The sequence below is a fragment of the Agromyces hippuratus genome (genome assembly GCF_013410355.1).
Lineage (GTDB): Bacteria > Actinomycetota > Actinomycetes > Actinomycetales > Microbacteriaceae > Agromyces > Agromyces hippuratus.
Genome location: NZ_JACCFI010000001.1, coordinates 1,241,736 through 1,260,086, shown reverse-complemented (window position 1 = coordinate 1,260,086; position 18,351 = coordinate 1,241,736). Strand labels below are relative to the sequence as shown.

The following is an 18,351-nucleotide window of genomic DNA, read 5'->3' as shown; positions in this document are numbered from 1 at the left end:
CGAGGAGCGGGGGAGTGCGTTCTCGGCTGGCGATACAAGAATGCGCCGTCGATTTTGGAGCGCGGGGTCACTCGCGTGATCAGGTCGGCGCGGGGCGCCGGCCGGTTCAGGCCGCGCGTGCCTCGAGGGCCGTGGCTGCGCCGATCGTCGGCAGCGCTGCGGCCTCGACCTCGACGGATGCCTCGGCGAACAGCTTGTCGGCGACGTCGAACTGCGCGGCGGCCTCGACGGGTGCGGTCGTCTCGACCGGGTCTGCCCAGACGATGAGCGGAGACGGCTCCCAGCCGAGTGCCATGGTCTCTTCACCGGCCGGCACGACGACCGCGACGGAATCGCGCTCCTCGAGAATGACGCGGGTGAGTTCGGCCGCGATCTGGTGCGTGAGCATCGCGTGGAAGATGCGGTCGGTGTCGCCGTCGGACTTGCGCACGAGCGACCAGCCGCCGCCGGGTCCGATGAACTCGGACAGTCGCGAGTTCAGCAGTTCGAAGATGTGCTCGCCGCGAAGGTCTGCCGCAGTAGGGTGCGGAGTCGGGGCGGCAACATGGGCGGAGGCCTGGGCGGCAAGCCGTGCACGGCGCCAGCGGCGGAACATCGGTGGCCCCTCTCGTGGGTTCGTCTCGGGTCGTTCGTCCCAGTTTCGGGCACGTCGGAGCGGATTGCGAGTGACACGCCGCGCAACGTCGGCGCGGCCCCGTTATTCGCCCAGCTCGCCCTGCTTGGTCTCGTCGGCGACGGTGCCGATCGCGATCGCGAGGCTCGCGGCCCACGACACCCACATGAGCAGCAGTCGCCAGTCGCGGGGGCCGGTGGCCGTGGTCTTCACCACGCCGATGCCGCCGAGGATGGCGCCGATCACGGCACCGCTGAAGAGGTACTTGCGCATGCCGCAACGCTACCGTGCCGTTTCCGGCGGCTGAGAGACATCCGTGAATCTGACCGATCGTGCAGGAGCTGACCGATCGGTCAATTACCGTGGGATCATGCCCTCCGATGCACCAGTTCCCTCCCGCGTGCGGGCCAGCGACGAGCTGCGCCAGGCCGCGCTCGAGCAGTTCGCCACCGTCGGCTTCGCCGCGAGCTCGCTGCAGCAGATCGCCGACCACGCGGGCTACTCGAAGTCGAGCGTGCTCTACCACTACGCGTCGAAGGAAGCCCTGCTCGAGGCCGCGATCGGCCCGTCGATCGACCTGCTCGAGACCCTGCTCGGCGACTTCGTCGCCGGCGGTCGTTCGTCGGCCGCACGGGCGGTCTTCATCGAACGATTCGTCGACTTCCTGCTCGGCAACCGGCTGGCCGTGCACACCTTCGTGAACCAGGGCCAATCGCTGCGCGGGCTGCCGGTCATCGAACGCGCGAACACCGCCATCCGCGGTCTCGCCGACTCGATCTGCGCCGACGACGCCAGTCTCGCCGAGCAGATGCGCTTCGGCGTTGCGCTCGCCGGTGCCACCTACACGCTCGTCGCCGGTGCGACGTTCCTCGACGGCGACCAGCAGTTCGCCGACGACGACGTGCGCGACGCCCTCATCTCCGTGCTCTCCGAACTCCTGCTGACGGCCGACGGCCGCCCGACCCGATAGGCAGACCCATGGCTCTCCTCCTCCACCGCATCGGCCGGTTCGCGTTCCGCCGCGCCTGGTACGTCATCGTCGCCTGGGTGCTCCTGCTCGGCGGGCTGCTCGGCACGGGCCTGGCCCTCGGCGGCCAGCTGCAGGACTCCTTCGCCATCCCCGGCACGGAGTCGCAGACGGCGATCGACCAGCTCGCCGCCGTGTTCCCCGAGACCGCGGGCGCCTCGGCCAAGGCCGTCGTCGAGGCTCCCGACGGGGAGACCGTCGAGGCCGCCTCGGCGCGCGACGCGATCGAGGCGATGGAGGCCGAGCTCGAACAGGTCGACGGCGTCGCGAGCGTGCTCGGCCCGTTCGACGAGTACGCGGGCGACCAGATCTCGGGCGACGGTCGCACCGCCTACATCCAGATCCAGTTCGACGGCCAGGTGACCGATGTCACCCCCGAGTCGCTCGAGGCCGTCGAGGCCACGGGCGAGCTCGGCAGCGACGCCGGCCTCACGGTGGCGTTCGGCGGCGACGTGTTCCAGGAGACGAGCTTCGGACTGACGATCACCGAGGTGTTCGGCGTGCTCTTCGCCGCGGTCGTGCTCATCATCACCTTCGGCTCGCTCCTCGCGGCAGGCATGCCGCTGCTGACCGCCCTCGTCGGCGTCGGCGCGGCCTTCGGCGGCATCTCGATCGTGGCCGCGTTCACGACGGTCTCCTCGACGGCGCCCATGCTCGCCGTCATGATCGGCCTCGCCGTCGGCATCGACTACGCGCTCTTCATCCTGTCGCGGCATCGCAACCAGCTCGCTCGCGGTCAGGATCCCGAGGAGTCGGCCGCAGAGGCGGTCGCGACCGCCGGCGGCGCCGTGGTCTTCGCGGGCCTCACCGTGATCATCGCCCTGCTCGGCCTCCTCGTCGTCGGCATCCCGTTCCTCAGCGTCATGGGCATCGGCGCCGCATTCGCCGTGCTCATCGCCGTGGCGGGTGCCGTCACCCTGCTGCCCGCGCTGCTCGGCGTCTTCGGCCGCAAGCTCGTGCCGAAGCCCGGCAGCCGCGCCCACCGCCGCGCGAACGCCGACGACGACAGCGGCAAGCGCACGATGGGCCGCCGCTGGGTCGACCTCGTGCTGAAGGCGCCCGTCGTGTTCGTCGTGGTCGTGGTCGGCCTGCTCGGCGCCGCCGCCGTGCCGGCCCTCAGCCTCGACCTCAACCTGCCCAACGGCTCGGGCACCGAGGGCTCGAGCCAGCGCGAGGCGTACGAGATGATCGACGAGGGCTTCGGGCCGGGCTACAACGGCCCGCTCATCGTCACCGTCGACATCACCCAGACGACCGACATCTTCGGCGACCTCGACGCGATCGGGGCGCGCATCGGCGAACTCGACGACGTCGCGTTCGTGGGCCAGGGGCTGCCGAACCCGACGGCCGACACCGCGATCATCCAGGTCATCCCCGAGAGCGCACCGGATGCCCCGGCGACGAAGGTGCTCGTCGAGAACATCCGCGAGCTCGAGCCGTCGATCACCGCCGACTACGGCACGCCCATCGCCGTCACCGGCTACACGGCCGTCGCGATCGACATCTCGAACCGGCTCGCCGACGCCCTGATCCCGTTCGCGCTCATCGTGGTGGGGCTCTCGATCGTGCTGCTGCTCATGGTGTTCCGCTCGGTGTTCGTGCCGATCAAGGCCGCCCTCGGCTTCCTGCTCTCGGCATTCGGGGCGATCGGCGTCACCGTCGCGATCTTCCAGTGGGGATGGTTCGCCGACCTGCTGCACGTCGAGCCGGGGCCGATCCTGAGCTTCCTGCCGATCCTGCTCATGGCGGTGCTGTTCGGCCTCGCGATGGACTACCAGGTGTTCCTCGTCTCGGGCATGCGCGAGGAGTTCGTGAAGACGGGTGACGCGCGAAAGTCGGTCGTGCACGGCTTCCAGCACGCCGCGCGCGTCGTCACCGCCGCCGCGCTCATCATGTTCTTCGTCTTCTTCGCCTTCGTGCCCGAGGGCGCGGGCGTGATCAAGGGCATCGCGTTCGCGCTCGCCGTGGGCGTCGCCTTCGACGCCTTCCTCGTGCGCATGACGCTCGTGCCCGCCGCCATGGCGCTCGCAGGCAAGGCGGCCTGGTGGCTGCCGAAGTGGCTCGCGAGGGTGCTGCCGAACGTCGACATCGAGGGCGAAGGGCTGCGCACCCACCTCGAGCAGGAGGAGTGGGCCGCCTCCCGCCCCGCCGCCGTCAACGCCGAGGCCGCCGTCTTCGGGCTGCCCGAGCGACCGATCGGCCCGCTGACCGTCGAGGTGCCGGCCGGCGGCGTGCTCGTCGTGCGGGGCGAGGCCGTCGACCGCCGGGTCGTCTCCGCGACGCTCGCCGGCCGGCTCGCGCCGGTCGGAGGCCGACTCGCGGTGCTCGGCTCCCCGCTGCCCTCGGGCGCGGGCACGGTCATGCGCGGCGTCGCGATCGCCGAGGTCGCAGCGGATGCCGCACCGGGCGGCACCGTCGGCGAACTCATCGCCGGCCGACTCGACGCCACCCGCCCGTGGTACCGCATCGCGCCGTCCAACTCGCTCGTCCGATCGTGGACCGAGCGGGCGGCCGCAGCCGCCGGCCACGGCCCCGACGGGCCCCGGTTCACGACCGAGACCCCGCTCTCCGCCCTGGGCGTCGAAGCCCGCACCCTCGTCGCAGTCGCGGCGGCGCTCGCCGAGCGGCCGAAGGCCGTCGTCATCGACCTCGACGACGATCCGGGCTCGGCCACGGGCGGGCTCTGGCATGCGCTCGCCGTGCTCGTTCCCGCCCAGGTCACGGTGATCGTCGGCCTCGGCGCGTCCGCCGTGCCGCCCGCGGTCTCGCCGCAGCTCGCGGCCCGCGGCATCCGCACCCTCGAACCCGTCTCGCGCACCCAGGAGGCCCTCCGATGAGCACCCGACTCTCCCGACTCTTCGGCTCGACCCCCGCGCAGCGACGCGTGCGCTTCGGCGTGCTGGTCGCCGCGGTCGTCGCCGTGCCGCTCGCCGTCGCCGGCCTCGTCTCGGGCGCCGTCGGCAGCGGCGGCGACAACCTCGAGCAGATCCCGGCCGTCGTCGTGAACAACGACGAGATGGTCACGATGACGCTGCCCGACGGCACCGAACAGCCCGTGCTCGCCGGCCGCCTGCTCGTGACCGAGCTGACCGACCCCGAGACCTCGGGGTTCCAGTGGACGATCTCGAACGACGAGGAGGCGGCCGACCTGCTCGCCTCGGGCGATGCCTACGCGGTGCTCACCATCCCCTCCGACTTCTCGGAGTCGGTGACCTCGCTCTCGGGCGCCAGCCCCACGCAGGCGAACCTCGACATCCGCACCGACGACGCCCACGGCTACCTCGCCGGCTCCGTCGCGCAGTCGGTCGGCGACGCGATGTCGGCGACCTTCGGCCGCGAGCTGACCGCGCAGTACCTCGAGGGTCTCTACACGAACCTCGCGACGATGGGCGGCTCGCTCGGCGACGCCGCCGATGGCGCGACGCAGCTCTCGAGCGGTGCCGGCTCCCTCGCGGGCGGCCTCGGCACGCTCTCGAACGGGGTCGCCTCTGCGGCAACCGGTGCAGCGGATGCCGCGAGCGGCGCGCACCAGTACGCGGCGGGGGTCACGCAGTACACGCAGGGCGTCGACGCCTACAGTCAGGGCGTCGACGGGCTGAACGCCGGCCTGGGCAAGATGGCGGCGGAGACAGCCGGGCTCGGTGCGCTCGGCACCGGAGTCGGCGGCTATACGTCCGCCGTCGACGGCTACAGCGCGCAGCTGGCCGACGTCACTGCTCGAATCCTCGCGAATCAGGATCCTGCAGCGGTACCGGGGCTGTACACCGAGCTAGCAACGGTCAGCGGGACGCTCAGCGCTGTCGCTGGACAAGGGGCGCCCCTCGCGCAGGGTGCGGCAGGTCTGCCCGCGCTCGAGACCGGCATCTCCGACGCGGCAGCAGGCGCCCAGCAGCTCGCAGACGGGTCGGGAGCGATCCGGAGCGGCGGGAGCGAGCTCGCTGACGGCGCGAACAGCCTCGCCACGGGTCTCGACGAACTCGCCGGCGGACTCGGCGCGCTCCAGGGCGGTGCAGCGGATGCCGCGAGCGGCGCCACGAAGCTCGCCGGCGGCGCCGACACCCTTGCCTCGGGACTGACGTCCGGCGCAGAGAGCGCGACCGCGCTCACCGACATCGACGCCTCGAAGACGGCCGACGTCATCGCCGAACCGGTCACGGTCGACGCGACCCGCGACCACGAGATCGCGGGCGTGGGCGACGTCATCGGCATGCTCTTCGTGCCGGTCGGCCTGTGGCTCGGCGCGCTGGCGCTCTTCCTCGTGTTCCGGCCCTTCGGTCGCGAGGCGCTGCGCTCGACCGCCTCGACCGGCGGGCTCGTCTGGCGCACGCTCGCGCGGGCAGGGCTCATCGCCCTCGCGCAGGCGGTCGCGGTCGTGCTGCTCCTGCACGGCACCATGGACGTCAGTTGGAGCCTGCTGCCGCAGACGCTCGCGTTCGCGGCACTGCTCGCGCTCGTGTTCACCTCGCTGCACGCCTTCCTCACCGTCTGGCTCGGCCGGGCGGGGCTGCTCGTCTCGCTCGTGCTCGTCGCGCTGCAGCTCACCGCCTCCGGCGGGCTGTACCCCGTCGAGGTGCTGAGCGGCCCGTACCAGGCGATCAGCCCGTTCCTGCCGCTCACCTGGGCGGTGCAGGGCATGCAGTTCATCGTCTCGGGCGCCGCCGGCGGATCGGTCGCGATGGCGGCGGGCGTGCTCGTCGTCTTCGGTCTCGTGGGCGTGCTCGGCACGACGCTCGTCGTCAGCCGGCGCCGCGGCATCCGCTCGATCGGGTTCGCGGCGGCCGCCCTCGGCTGAGCCGCCTCCGCCGCCGTGCGGCGCGGGAACCGGCAGATCCGGTCGGATCCCGCGCCGCCGCACGACTGTTAGCCTGAGCAGAGCGCGAGGAGGGACATCCGCTCTATGAACGCCCCTGAATCATCACGCGACGAGCTCTACGTCGACGCCGCCTACGACATGATCGTGGTCTCGAACCGATTGCCCGTCGACTACCTGCGCGGCCCCGATGGGGAGACCACGTGGAAGAGCTCGCCCGGCGGGCTGGTCACCGCGCTCGAACCCGTCATGCGCGCCGCCGACGGCGCGTGGGTCGGCTGGGCCGGCGTCGCCGATCGCGAGTTCGACCCGTTCGAGTACGACGGCATCAACATCATCCCGGTGCCGCTCTCGGAGTCGGAGCTCGAGGAGTACTACGAGGGGTTCTCCAACGACACCCTCTGGCCGCTCTACCACGACGTCATCGCACCGCCCTCCTTCCACCGGGAGTGGTGGGACGCCTACGTTCGCGTGAACCGCCGCTTCGCGGAGGCGGCCGCGCGCGCGGCATCGCCCGGCGCCGTCGTGTGGGTGCAGGACTATCAGCTGCAGCTCGTGCCGCGCATGCTCCGCGAGAAGCGCCCCGACCTCGTGATCGGCTTCTTCAATCACATCCCGTTCCCGGCATACGGCATCTACTCGCAGCTGCCGTGGCGGCGACAGGTGCTCGACGGACTGCTCGGCGCCGACGTCATCGGGTTCCAGCGCGCCGCCGATGCCGGCAACTTCACGCGCGCGGTGCGCCGGCTCTTCGGCTACGCGACGCGCGGCAGCGTCCTCGACGTGCCCGGCCCCGACGGCGAGGTGCGGCACGTCGTCGCCCGCCAGTTCCCGATCTCGATCGACTCCGCCGGGTTCGAGGAGCTCGCCCGGCGACCCGATGTCCAGGCCCGCGCCCACGAGATCCGGGAGAGCCTCGGCAACCCCCAGACGATCATGCTCGGCGTCGACCGGCTCGACTACACGAAGGGCATCCGGCACCGGCTGAAGGCCTTCGGCGAGCTGCTGCGCGACGGCCGGCTCTCGGTCGAGGACGTCACCCTCGTGCAGGTCGCGAGCCCGTCGCGCGAGCGCGTCGAGACGTACCGCCAGCTCCGCGACGAGATCGAGCTCATGGTCGGGCGGCTGAACGGCGACTACTCGACCCTCGGCCACCAGGCCATCGCGTACCTCCACCACGGCTACCCGCGTGAGGAGATGGTGGCCCTCTACCTCGCTGCCGACGTCATGCTCGTGACGGCCCTCCGCGACGGCATGAACCTCGTCGCGAAGGAGTTCGTGGCCTGCAGCTTCGACGACGACGGCGTGCTCGTGCTCAGTGAGTTCACCGGGGCATCCGACGAACTCCGCCAGGCGATCCTCGTGAACCCGCACGACATCGAGGGCCTGAAGGACGCGATGGTCGAGGCCGCGCAGATGCCTCGCAAGGAGCGCGCACGACGCATGCGGGCGCTCCGCAAGCGCGTGCGCGAGAACGACGTCGCGAAGTGGTCGTCGACGTTCCTGAAGACCCTCACCGGCGCAGGCATCATCGCGTCGGGCGTTCCCGACGGGCTGGATGCCGCGATCTCGCGCCTGGCCGACACCGACCGGCTGCTCGTCGCCCTCGATTTCGACGGCACGCTCGCACCCCTCGTCGACCGGCCGGAGGACGCGCGCGCCACGAATCGCGCCCGTGCTGCGATCGAACGCCTCGCCGCGAGCGACGACACCCGCGTCGCGATCGTCTCCGGGCGATCGCTCGAGAGCCTGAAGGAGGTCGCCGACCCACCGGCGGGAACGCTCATGAGCGGCTCGCACGGGGTGGAGCTGCAGCTCGACGGCGGCGGCGTCACGATCGACCTCCGCGACGGCGAACTCGCGGCGCTCGAGCACCTCACCAGCGTGCTCGACGAGGTCGCCGCGAGCGTCGACGGCGCATGGGTCGAGTGGAAGCCTGCAGGGCTCGCGCTGCACACGCGCAAGGTCGCACCCGACGCCGCGAGCGACCTGCAGCGGGTCGCCAGGGCGCGCGTCGAGGCCGAGATCCCCGAGCTCACCGTGCGCGGCGGCAAGGGCGTGATCGAGTTCGCGGTGCGCCCGAGCGACAAGGGGGAAGCACTCACGCGGCTCCGCCAGCATGCGGGCGCCAGCGCCGTCATCTACGTCGGCGACGACGTCACCGACGAAGACGCGTTCGCCGCCCTCGAGTCGGAGGATCTGGGGGTGAAGGTCGGTCAGGGCCGGTCGCTCGCGGCCCACCGCGTGCGCAGTCCCGAAGATGTCGCCGACCTGCTCGAACGCCTCGCGGATGCACGTGAAGCGACGCACGGGGGCCCCTCGCGCTGGCCATAGACTCGTTGCATGTCGGAGTTCGATCCCAAACCTCGTAGCCGCACCGTCACCGACGGTATCGAAGCCATGACCAGCCGGGGCATGCTCCGAGCCGTCGGAATGGGTGATGCCGACTGGGATAAGCCGCAGATCGGCATCGCGTCCTCGTGGAACGAGATCACCCCCTGCAACCTCTCGCTCGCCCGCCTCGCGCAGGCCGCCAAGGAGGGTGTGCACGGCGGCGGCGGCTACCCGCTGCAGTTCGGCACCGTCTCCGTCTCCGACGGCATCTCGATGGGCCACGAGGGCATGCACTTCTCGCTCGTCTCGCGCGAGGTCATCGCCGACTCGGTCGAGGTCGTCATGCAGGCCGAGCGACTCGACGGCTCGGTGCTGCTCGCCGGCTGCGACAAGTCCATCCCCGGCATGCTCATGGCGGCCGCCCGCCTCGACCTCGCCTCGGTCTTCCTCTACGCCGGCTCGATCGCGCCGGGCTGGGTGCGCCTGTCCGACGGCACCGAGAAGGACATCACGATCATCGACTCGTTCGAGGCGGTGGGTGCGGTCAAGGCCGGCACCATGAGCGCCGAAGACGCGCACCGCATCGAGTGCGCGTTCGCGCCCGGTGAAGGTGCCTGCGGCGGCATGTACACCGCCAACACCATGGCCTCGGTCGCCGAGGCGCTCGGCCTCTCGCTGCCGGGTTCGGCGTCGCCGGCATCCGCCGACCGTCGCCGCGACTACTACGCGCACCGCTCGGGCGAAGCGGTCGTCAACCTGCTCGAGCACGGCATCACCGCACGTCAGATTCTCACCAAGAAGGCGTTCGAGAACGCCATCGCGGTCGGCATGGCGCTCGGCGGCTCGACCAACATCGTGCTGCACCTGCTCGCGATCGCCCGTGAGGCCGAGGTCGACCTCACCCTCGACGACTTCAACCGCATCGGCGCGAAGGTGCCGCACATCGGCGACCTGAAGCCGTTCGGCAAGTACGTCATGAACGACGTCGACCGTCGCGGCGGGGTTCCCGTGCTCATGAAGGCGCTGCTCGACGCCGGCCTCCTGCATGGCGACGTGCTCACCGTCACCGGCAAGACCATGGCCGAGAACCTCGAGGAGCTGAACCTCCCGCCGCTCGACGGCGAGGTGCTCCGCACGCTCGACAACCCGATCCACGAGACCGGCGGGCTCACGATCCTGCACGGTTCGCTCGCTCCCGAGGGTGCGGTCGTGAAGACGGCGGGCTTCGACGCCGCCACCTTCGAGGGCCCCGCGCGCGTGTTCGAGCGCGAGCGGGCTGCCATGGACGCGCTCACGGCGGGCGAGATCAAGGCCGGCGACGTGGTCGTCATCCGCTACGAGGGCCCCAAGGGCGGGCCCGGCATGCGCGAGATGCTCGCCATCACCGCAGCCATCAAGGGCGCCGGTCTCGGAAAAGATGTACTACTCTTGACGGACGGTCGATTCTCAGGCGGCACAACCGGCCTCTGCATCGGCCATCTGGCACCCGAAGCGGTGGACGCAGGTCCCATCGCCTTCGTGCGCGATGGTGATCTCATACGGGTCGATATCGCAGCTCGTTCCATCGACCTACTGGTCGACGATGCCGAGCTGGCTGCCCGCCGTGAAGGCTGGGCTCCGCTTCCCCCGCGCTATACCCGTGGCGTCCTCGCGAAGTACTCGAAGCTCGTGCGTTCCGCCGCAGAAGGCGCCACGACGGGCTGAGTGCAGCGCTTCCCGCACACCGTCCACCAGAACAGGAATCGAATGACCACGGAATCCAATCCCGTGCCATCGCCCGCCCCAGTGCCCTCGGGCGCTCCCGTGGAACTCACGGGCGCCGAGGCGGTCGTCCGCGCACTCGAGATGCTCGGCATCACCGACGTGTTCGGCCTTCCCGGCGGCGCGATCCTCCCCGTCTACGACCCGCTGCTCGACAGCAAGAAGCTCCGCCACATCCTCGTGCGGCACGAGCAGGGCGCCGGTCACGCTGCCGAGGGCTACGCCTCGTCGTCGGGCAAGGTCGGTGTCGCCATCGCGACGTCGGGCCCCGGCGCGACGAACCTCGTCACGGCCATCGCCGACGCCCACATGGACTCGGTGCCGATGCTCGCGATCACCGGACAGGTGTTCTCGAACCTCATGGGCACCGACGCATTCCAGGAGGCCGACATCGTCGGCATCACGATGCCGATCACGAAGCACTCCTTCCTGGTGAAGGATGCCGCGGAGATCCCGGCGACCATCGCGGCGGCGTACCACATCGCCACGACCGGCCGGCCCGGCCCCGTGCTCGTCGACATCACGAAGGACGCGCAGCAGGCCAAGGCCGTCTTCCGCTGGCCGCCGAAGCTCGACCTGCCGGGCTACCGGCCGATCACGAAGGCCCACGGCAAGCAGGTCGCCGCGGCGGCGCAGCTGCTCGCAGAGGCGAAGCGCCCGGTGCTGTACGTCGGCGGCGGAGTCATCCGCTCGGGCGCGTCCCAGGAACTGCTCGCGCTCGCCGAGACGACGAACGCCCCCGTGGTGACGACGCTCATGGCGCGTGGCGCCTTCCCCGACTCGCACCAGCAGCACCTCGGAATGCCGGGCATGCACGGCACGGTCCCCGCCGTGATCGCGCTGCAGGAGGCCGACCTCCTCATCGCTCTCGGCGCCCGCTTCGACGACCGCGTGACCGGCAAGGCGGCGCTCTTCGCGCCGAACGCCAAGGTCGTGCACGTCGACATCGACCCGGCCGAGATCTCCAAGATCCGCGTCGCCGACGTGCCGATCGTCGGCGACGCGAAAGACGTGCTCGTCGACCTCGAGGCCGCCTACCGCGACGCGATCGCCGGGGCTTCGGGCACGCCCGACCTCGACGAATGGTGGGCGACGCTCGACGGCCTCCGCGCCGAGTTCCCGCTCGGGTTCTCGACGCCGTCCGACGGACTGCTCGCACCGCAGCAGGTCATCCAGCGCATCGGCGAGCTCACGGGGCCCGAGGCGGTCTACGCCGCGGGCGTCGGCCAGCACCAGATGTGGGCGGCGCAGTTCATCAAGTACGAGCGCCCCAACTCCTGGCTGAACTCGGGCGGCGCCGGCACGATGGGCTACGCGGTTCCGGCCGCGATGGGCGCGAAGGTCGCCGAACCCGACCGCGTGGTCTGGGCGATCGACGGCGACGGATGCTTCCAGATGACCAATCAGGAGCTCGCGACCTGCACGCTGAACAAGATCCCGATCAAGGTCGCGATCATCAACAACTCCTCGCTCGGCATGGTGCGCCAGTGGCAGACCCTGTTCTACGACGGCCGGTACTCGAACACCGATCTGAACACGGGCCACGACAGCGTGCGCATCCCCGACTTCGTGGCACTCGCCGAGGCATACGGTGCACTCGGCATCCGGGTCACGAAAGAGGAGGAGATCGACGACGCCATCAAGCTGGCGCTCGAGACGAACGACCGCCCCGTGGTGATCGACTTCGTCGTCTCGGCCGACGCGATGGTGTGGCCGATGGTGCCGCAGGGCGTCTCGAACAGCTACATCCAGTACGCCCGCGATCACTCGCCGGCATTCAGCGAGGAGGACTGACCATGTCGACGCACGTTCTCTCCCTCCTCGTCGAAGACAAGCCCGGCCTGTTGACCCGCGTCGCAGGGCTCTTCGCCCGGCGCGGCTTCAACATCGAATCGCTCGCGGTCGGCCACTCGGAGATCGAGGGGCTCAGCCGCATCACCGTCGTCGTCGACGTCGATGAACTGCCGCTCGAGCAGGTGACGAAGCAGCTGAACAAGCTCGTCAACGTCATCAAGATCGTCGAGCTCGACCCCGCGCAGGCGGTGCAGCGCGAGCACCTGCTCATCAAGGTGCGGGTCGACAACACGACCCGCTCGCAGGTGCTCGAGGCGGTGAACCTCTTCCGTGCCCGCGTCGTCGACGTCTCGACCGACGCGCTCGTGATCGAGGTCACCGGCGACTCCGGCAAGACCACCGCGTTCCTCAAGGTGCTCGAGCCCTACGGCATCAAGGAGATCGCCCAGTCGGGCCTCCTCGCGATCGGCCGTGGCGGCAAGTCCATCACCGAGCGCGTCTTCAAGAACTGACCGTTTTCACGAACTGCACCATCCCCGATCAAGGAGAAAGACAGCATCATGGCTGAGATCTACTACGACAAGGACGCCGACCTCGCCCTCATCCAGGGCAAGAAGGTCGCCGTCATCGGCTACGGCTCGCAGGGCCACGCGCACGCGCAGAACCTCCGCGACTCGGGTGTCGAGGTCGTCATCGGACTCAAGGAGGGCTCGAAGTCGAAGCCCAAGGCCGAAGAGGCCGGCTTCGAGGTCAAGAGCGTCGCCGACGCCGCTGCCTGGGCCGACGTCATCGTCATCCTCGCGCCCGACCAGTACCAGCGTCACATCTACGCCGAGTCCATCAAGGACAACCTGGCTGCGGGCAAGACCCTCGTGTTCGGCCACGGCTTCAACATCCGCTTCGGATACATCGAGGCGCCCGAGGGCGTCGACGTCGTCATGGTCGCCCCCAAGGGCCCGGGCCACACCGTGCGCCGCGAGTACGAGGCCGGCCGCGGCGTGCCCGTGATCGTCGCCGTCGAGAAGGACGCATCGGGCAACGCCTGGCCGCTCACCCTCTCGTACGCCAAGGCGATCGGCGGCCTGCGCGCCGGCGGCATCAAGACGACCTTCACCGAGGAGACCGAGACCGACCTGTTCGGCGAGCAGGCCGTGCTCTGCGGCGGTGTTTCGCAGCTCGTGCAGTACGGCTTCGAGACCCTCACCGAGGCCGGCTACCAGCCGCAGGTCGCCTACTTCGAGGTGCTCCACGAGCTGAAGCTCATCGTCGACCTCATGTGGGAGGGCGGCATCGCCAAGCAGCGCTGGTCGGTCTCCGACACGGCCGAGTACGGCGACTACGTCTCGGGCCCGCGCGTCATCGACCCGCACGTCAAGGAGAACATGCAGGCCGTGCTCGCCGACATCCAGTCGGGCGCGTTCGCGCAGCGCTTCATCGACGACCAGGACAACGGCCAGAAGGAGTTCCTCGAGCTCCGTGCCAAGGGCGAGGCGCACCCGATCGAGGCCACCGGCCGCGAGCTCCGCAAGCTCTTCGCCTGGAACGCCTCGAACGACGACGACTACGTCGACGGCGAGGTCGCGCGCTAGCCGACGGCGAGGTCGCGCGCCCGAGCGCAGCGAACAGATCGGCTGCATCGCAGCACTGAACGGCCCGCTCCGGATGCTCCGGAGCGGGCCGTTCTCGCGGCGTGCGCGAATGAGCAGCGCGCGTTGTGGCAAAACGCTTGTCATGGAGGCACCGGGTGTGGTCGCATGTGGTGCCATGAGCGAACTCTCCCATCACCACCCCGAACCCACCCCCCGCTGGTGCTCGTGCGCCGTACCCGACGACGACGCCGCACCCGAGCGTTCCGGCCTCAGTCGACGCAACGTCCTCGTCGGCATGTCGGCCGCCGGAGCGCTCGCCGCCGCCGGCTGGCCGGGGGCGGCCCAGGCCGCCAATGCCGCGCCGGGCGCCAAGGCCGTGACGATCACGATCATGGGCACCTCCGACCTGCACGCGAACGTCGTCAACTGGGACTACTACAAGGACGCCGCCTTCAACGACGGGCGGCCCGGAGTTCCCAGCAACGCCGTCGGCCTGGCTCGTGTCGCGAGTGTCGTGAAGCAGATCCGCGCCGATCGCGGCCGGGAGCGCACGCTGCTGTTCGACGCGGGCGACACCATCCAGGGCACCCCGCTCGGCTTCTACTACGCCACGGTCGAGCCGGTCACCGAGACGGGCGCGATCCACCCGGTGGCCGCGCAGATGAACGCACTCGAGTACGACGCCGTCGCACTCGGCAACCACGAGTTCAACTACGGCCTCGACTTCCTCGACAACTGGATCTCGCAGATGGACGCCCCCGTGCTCGCCGCGAACGCCGTGCACGCGGGCACGAAGGTTCCCCGCTTCCGTCCGTACACGATCACGACGATGAAGGCGGCGAAGGGGCTCCCGCCGGTGCGTGTCGGCGTGCTCGGCCTGACGAACCCGGGTGTCGTCATCTGGGACAAGGCGAACGTCTCGGGCAGGGTCGAGGTGCTCGACCTCGTCGAGACCGCCGCGCGCTGGGTGCCGGTGATGCGCGCCGAGGGTGCGCACATCATCGTCGTGAGCGCCCATTCTGGCGAGAGCGGAACGTCATCGTACGGGGGAGACCTGCCCGTCGAGAACGCGGCGAAGCTGGTCGCCGAACAGGTGCCGGGCATCGACGCGATCCTCTTCGGGCACGCGCACCAGGAGATCCCGCAGCGCCTCGTCACGAACACCGCGACGGGCGCCGAGGTCATCATGAGCGAGCCGAAGAACTGGGGTCAGCGCCTCAGCGTCTTCGACCTCGACCTCGAGTTCGTGCGCGGCAAGTGGGGGGTCGTCGCGCACTCCGCGACGACCCTCAACACGAACACCGTCGTCGACGATCCGGCGTTCGTGGCGCTCGTGCGCGACCAGCACGACGCCGTCGTCACGTACATGAACACGCCGGTCGCGAACTCGACCGAGTCGATGTCGGCCGCCGAGGCGTGCTGGAAGGACACGGCGATCCTCGACTACGTCAACGAGGTGCAGACGGCGACGGTCGCCGCGGCGGTCGCGGGCACGCCCGAGGCGGCCCTGCCGATCGTCTCGATCGCCGCGCCGTTCAACCGGGCGGCGAGCTTCCCGCAGGGGCCGGTCACGATCAAGGACGTCGCCGGGCTGTACATCTACGACAACACGTTGATGGCGTCGGTCCTCACCGGTGCGCAGATCAAGGACTACCTCGAGTACTCGGCGAAGTACTTCATCCAGGTGGCCGCCGACGCCCCCGTCGCGCCGGCGTCGTGGACGAACGCCGGCAGCACGCCCGACTACAACTACGACCAGTTCTCGGGCATCGACTACTCGGTCGACATCTCGCAGCCGTATGGGTCGCGCATCGTCGGAATGACGTACGGGAACGCTCCCGTCGCGCCCGACCAGCAGTTCCTGGTGGCGGTGAACAACTACCGGCAGTCGGGCGGCGGCGGGTTCCCGCACATCGCCGCGGCGCCCGTCGTCTACAACGCGCAGGTCGCGATCCGCGAGGCGATCGTCTCCTACGCCTCGGCGGCCGGCGTGATCGACCCGGCAGTGTTCCACGTCGAGAACTGGCGGCTCGTCCGCAACGGAGTTCCGGTGTTCTGACCGCGAGCGCGACGAAGGCCCGCCCGGTGATCCGGGCGGGCCTTCGTCACGTGCCTCGGCGTCGGGCTACTCCGCGGCCGGGGTCTCCTCGGGCGCCTCGACGGATTCCTCGTTCGCGGGGGCGTCGACGTCGGCCTTGACGGCGTCGACCTGCTCCTGCGTGTAGCCGCAGTAGTTGACGGCCTCGCTTTCCCAGCGCTTCGTCAGACGGTCCTTGCCTGCCGTGTGGGCGGCGGCGACGGTGCCCTCGTAGATCTGGCCGTCCTTCGACTCCTTGTTCACGTCGGGCACCTCGGAGCAGACGTGGAAGACCGAGCCCGACTTCGTCCAGTACACGACATCCTCGCCCGTGAGCTGGACGATGACGTTCGACTCCGAGGTGTACTGCTCGACCGACGGCGGCGCGTAGTCGATGCCGAGGGCGAGCGCTCCGCCGCCGATGACGATCGCGATGATGCCGGCGAGCGCCTTCTGCTTGCCGTCCATGTCCTTGTTCGTGAAGATCAGGATGATCAGCGGCAGGAATGCGATGACCGCGATGATCGCGCCGAGCTGGTTCTGCACGAAGAAGCGGACCTTGTCCTCCTTCGACGCGGGGTCGAGGCGGTTCGCCTGCTTCCAGAGCAGCGAGCCGCCGATGGCGAGCGCACCGATCACGACGATCAGGATGATGAGCAGCACCATGTTCACGGGCACCTGGCGCAGCACCCAGAAGATCGTGAACACCTCGCCGGCGATGGCGAGCAGCCAGAGGCCGCCGGCGATGAGACGGAACGTCACGGCCTGCCTCTTCGCCTCGGGGGTCGGCGTCCACGTCGGGGCGGCGGAGGCATCGGCGACGGCAGTGCCGCCGCCCTTGTCTGCCGGCGCAGTGGATTCGACTCGTACGACCTTCTTCTTGCCCTGCTCTGCCACGTTCGTCCTTCCGAGGGGGTTGAGTGCCGCGATGAGCATATTGGAACCGGGTCGAGGGGTGGCGGATCGACGCGGAATCGTCATCGTGGCGTCATCGACGGGTGGGCGAGTGCCTGGAGGAGGGAGGCGGCGAGACATCCGATGTCTGTGTGTCAGGATGGATGCGACCGCCGTGATGAGAAGGACGACATGCGACAGGACTGGTTCGACACCGCCCGATTCGGGCTCTTCGTGCACTTCGGTGCCTACAGCGGCGCCGCCCGCCATGAGTGGGTGCAGACCTACGAGCGGCTGACCGACGCGGAGTACCTGCCCTACGTGGAGCACTTCGAACCCGACCGCTTCGATGCCACGGCGATCGCGGCCACGGCCGTCGGGACCGGCATGGGCTACAGCGTGCTCACGACGAAGCACCACGACGGCTTCTGCCTGTGGGATTCCGACCTCACCGACTTCACGACCCGCGCGGTCTGCGACCGCGACCTCGTGGCCGAGTACGTCGAGGCGACGCGCACCGCGGGCCTCAAGGTCGGCCTGTACTACTCGCTCATCGACTGGCATCACCCCGACTTCACCGTCGACTGGAACCATCCGCGACGCGACGACCCCGAGGCGCACGCACTGAACGACGGCCGCTCGATGGAGCGCTACCGGGCGTACCTGCACGGGCAGGTGCGCGAGCTCCTCACCCGCTACGGCACGATCGACTACCTCTTCTTCGACTTCACCTACCCCGAGACGAAGGAGGGGTGGGCCGGCAAGGGTCCCGAGGACTGGGATGCGGAGGGCCTGCTCGCACTGTGCCGTGAGCTCCAGCCCGACATGCTCGTCAACGACCGGCTCGGCGTGCCGGGCGACTTCGTGACGCCCGAGCAGTACCAGCCGACCAGGCCGCTCGTGCATGACGGCGAGCCCGTCGTGTGGGAGGCGTGCCAGACCACGAACGGCTCGTGGGGGTACCACCGCGACAACATCGACTTCAAGAGCGCGCCGCTGCTCATCCGCATGCTCGCGGACTCGGTCTCGATGGACGGCAACATGCTGCTGAACGTCGGGCCCGACGGGCGCGGCGCGATCCCTCCCGTCGACCGGAGCCTCCTCGGCGAGATCGGCGACTGGATGGACCTGCACCGCGACGCGATCGTCGGCGCCGGCCACGCGCCGTATGCGCCCCCGCGAGAGGGCGTCTACACGCTCCGCGGCGACCGCCTCTACCTGCACCTGTTCAGCTGGCCGCTCGGGTACGTGCACCTGCCCGGCCTCGCCGGGAGGGTCTCGTACGCGCGCTTCCTGCACGACGGATCGTGGCTCCGCACGAGCGAGACCGACCCCGACCAGGTGGCGAACGTGATGCGCCCGGCGGGGGAGGAGGCGGGCACCCTCACGGTGTCGCTGCCGGTCAGGCAGCCGGATGTCGCGGTGCCGGTGATCGAGCTGACGCTGGCCTGA

The 18,351-nt window shown here is 69.9% G+C and carries 13 protein-coding genes; 10 read left to right on the top strand and 3 right to left on the bottom strand.

What is annotated here, in order from left to right; genetic code table 11:
- Window positions 1-106: 106 nt before the first annotated feature.
- Both BJY17_RS05975 and BJY17_RS05970 read right to left on the bottom strand, forming a co-directional pair.
- A complete protein-coding gene (locus tag BJY17_RS05975) occupies window positions 107-595 on the bottom strand; it encodes a hypothetical protein (protein WP_179550547.1) in 489 nt (162 codons plus the stop codon).
- A gap of 102 nt (window positions 596-697) precedes the next feature.
- Window positions 698-886 carry a hypothetical protein gene (locus BJY17_RS05970; protein ID WP_179550546.1) on the bottom strand — a complete coding sequence of 63 codons (189 nt, stop codon included), beginning with the start codon at window positions 884-886 and terminating at the stop codon, window positions 698-700.
- Between the two features lie 97 nt (window positions 887-983).
- On the opposite strand from BJY17_RS05970, the gene BJY17_RS05965 reads away from it, so the two are divergent.
- The 9 genes from BJY17_RS05965 to BJY17_RS05925 all read left to right on the top strand — a co-directional run bounded on the left by BJY17_RS05965 (window position 984) and on the right by BJY17_RS05925 (window position 15,987).
- Entirely contained in the window at window positions 984-1,583 is a 600-nt protein-coding gene (locus tag BJY17_RS05965) for a TetR/AcrR family transcriptional regulator (protein WP_179550545.1), read from the top strand.
- Between the two features lie 8 nt (window positions 1,584-1,591).
- Entirely contained in the window at window positions 1,592-4,477 is a 2,886-nt protein-coding gene (locus BJY17_RS05960; protein ID WP_179550544.1) for an MMPL family transporter, read from the top strand.
- A complete protein-coding gene (locus BJY17_RS05955) occupies window positions 4,474-6,432 on the top strand; it encodes a YhgE/Pip family protein (protein ID WP_179550543.1) in 1,959 nt (652 codons plus the stop codon). The genes BJY17_RS05960 and BJY17_RS05955 overlap by 4 nt, the downstream gene beginning before the upstream one ends.
- A 105-nt stretch (window positions 6,433-6,537) precedes the next feature.
- The gene (locus tag BJY17_RS05950; RefSeq protein ID WP_179550542.1) at window positions 6,538-8,784 is read left to right on the top strand and encodes a bifunctional alpha,alpha-trehalose-phosphate synthase (UDP-forming)/trehalose-phosphatase; all 2,247 of its coding nucleotides are present in this window, start codon (window positions 6,538-6,540) and stop codon (window positions 8,782-8,784) included.
- Between the two features lie 9 nt (window positions 8,785-8,793).
- A complete protein-coding gene (gene ilvD / locus BJY17_RS05945) occupies window positions 8,794-10,488 on the top strand; it encodes a dihydroxy-acid dehydratase (protein ID WP_179550541.1) in 1,695 nt (564 codons plus the stop codon).
- 42 nt (window positions 10,489-10,530) lie between these two features.
- The gene (locus BJY17_RS05940; protein ID WP_179550540.1) at window positions 10,531-12,339 is read left to right on the top strand and encodes an acetolactate synthase large subunit; all 1,809 of its coding nucleotides are present in this window, start codon (window positions 10,531-10,533) and stop codon (window positions 12,337-12,339) included.
- Window positions 12,340-12,341: 2 nt separating this feature from the next.
- Window positions 12,342-12,851: an acetolactate synthase small subunit gene (gene ilvN, locus BJY17_RS05935; RefSeq protein WP_179550539.1), complete on the top strand. Its 510-nt coding sequence runs from the start codon at window positions 12,342-12,344 to the stop codon at window positions 12,849-12,851.
- A gap of 48 nt (window positions 12,852-12,899) precedes the next feature.
- A complete protein-coding gene (gene ilvC, locus BJY17_RS05930) occupies window positions 12,900-13,928 on the top strand; it encodes a ketol-acid reductoisomerase (protein ID WP_074258662.1) in 1,029 nt (342 codons plus the stop codon).
- Window positions 13,929-14,103: 175 nt separating this feature from the next.
- Entirely contained in the window at window positions 14,104-15,987 is a 1,884-nt protein-coding gene (locus BJY17_RS05925) for a bifunctional metallophosphatase/5'-nucleotidase (RefSeq protein WP_179550538.1), read from the top strand.
- 66 nt (window positions 15,988-16,053) lie between these two features.
- Here BJY17_RS05925 and BJY17_RS05920 read toward each other — a convergent pair whose 3' ends face one another.
- Window positions 16,054-16,902, bottom strand: a complete 849-nt coding sequence (locus tag BJY17_RS05920) for a hypothetical protein (RefSeq protein ID WP_179550537.1) — start codon at window positions 16,900-16,902, stop codon at window positions 16,054-16,056.
- A gap of 189 nt (window positions 16,903-17,091) precedes the next feature.
- Here BJY17_RS05920 and BJY17_RS05915 point away from each other — a divergent pair, with 189 nt between their 5' ends.
- Window positions 17,092-18,351: an alpha-L-fucosidase gene (locus BJY17_RS05915; protein ID WP_179550536.1), complete on the top strand. Its 1,260-nt coding sequence runs from the start codon at window positions 17,092-17,094 to the stop codon at window positions 18,349-18,351.

What these genes read in the sequence shown, in the direction of transcription:
- BJY17_RS05940 (WP_179550540.1), top strand. Translation starts at nt 10,531, where the DNA reads ATGACCACGGAATCCAATCCCGTGCCATCGCCCGCCCCAGTGCCCTCG.
- ilvD (WP_179550541.1), top strand. Translation starts at nt 8,794, where the DNA reads ATGTCGGAGTTCGATCCCAAACCTCGTAGCCGCACCGTCACCGACGGT.
- ilvC (WP_074258662.1), top strand. Translation starts at nt 12,900, where the DNA reads ATGGCTGAGATCTACTACGACAAGGACGCCGACCTCGCCCTCATCCAG.
- BJY17_RS05960 (WP_179550544.1), top strand. Translation starts at nt 1,592, where the DNA reads ATGGCTCTCCTCCTCCACCGCATCGGCCGGTTCGCGTTCCGCCGCGCC.
- BJY17_RS05965 (WP_179550545.1), top strand. Translation starts at nt 984, where the DNA reads ATGCCCTCCGATGCACCAGTTCCCTCCCGCGTGCGGGCCAGCGACGAG.
- ilvN (WP_179550539.1), top strand. Translation starts at nt 12,342, where the DNA reads ATGTCGACGCACGTTCTCTCCCTCCTCGTCGAAGACAAGCCCGGCCTG.
- BJY17_RS05915 (WP_179550536.1), top strand. Translation starts at nt 17,092, where the DNA reads ATGCGACAGGACTGGTTCGACACCGCCCGATTCGGGCTCTTCGTGCAC.
- BJY17_RS05955 (WP_179550543.1), top strand. Translation starts at nt 4,474, where the DNA reads ATGAGCACCCGACTCTCCCGACTCTTCGGCTCGACCCCCGCGCAGCGA.
- BJY17_RS05970 (WP_179550546.1), bottom strand. Translation starts at nt 886, where the DNA reads ATGCGCAAGTACCTCTTCAGCGGTGCCGTGATCGGCGCCATCCTCGGC.
- BJY17_RS05950 (WP_179550542.1), top strand. Translation starts at nt 6,538, where the DNA reads ATGAACGCCCCTGAATCATCACGCGACGAGCTCTACGTCGACGCCGCC.
- BJY17_RS05925 (WP_179550538.1), top strand. Translation starts at nt 14,104, where the DNA reads ATGAGCGAACTCTCCCATCACCACCCCGAACCCACCCCCCGCTGGTGC.
- BJY17_RS05975 (WP_179550547.1), bottom strand. Translation starts at nt 595, where the DNA reads ATGTTCCGCCGCTGGCGCCGTGCACGGCTTGCCGCCCAGGCCTCCGCC.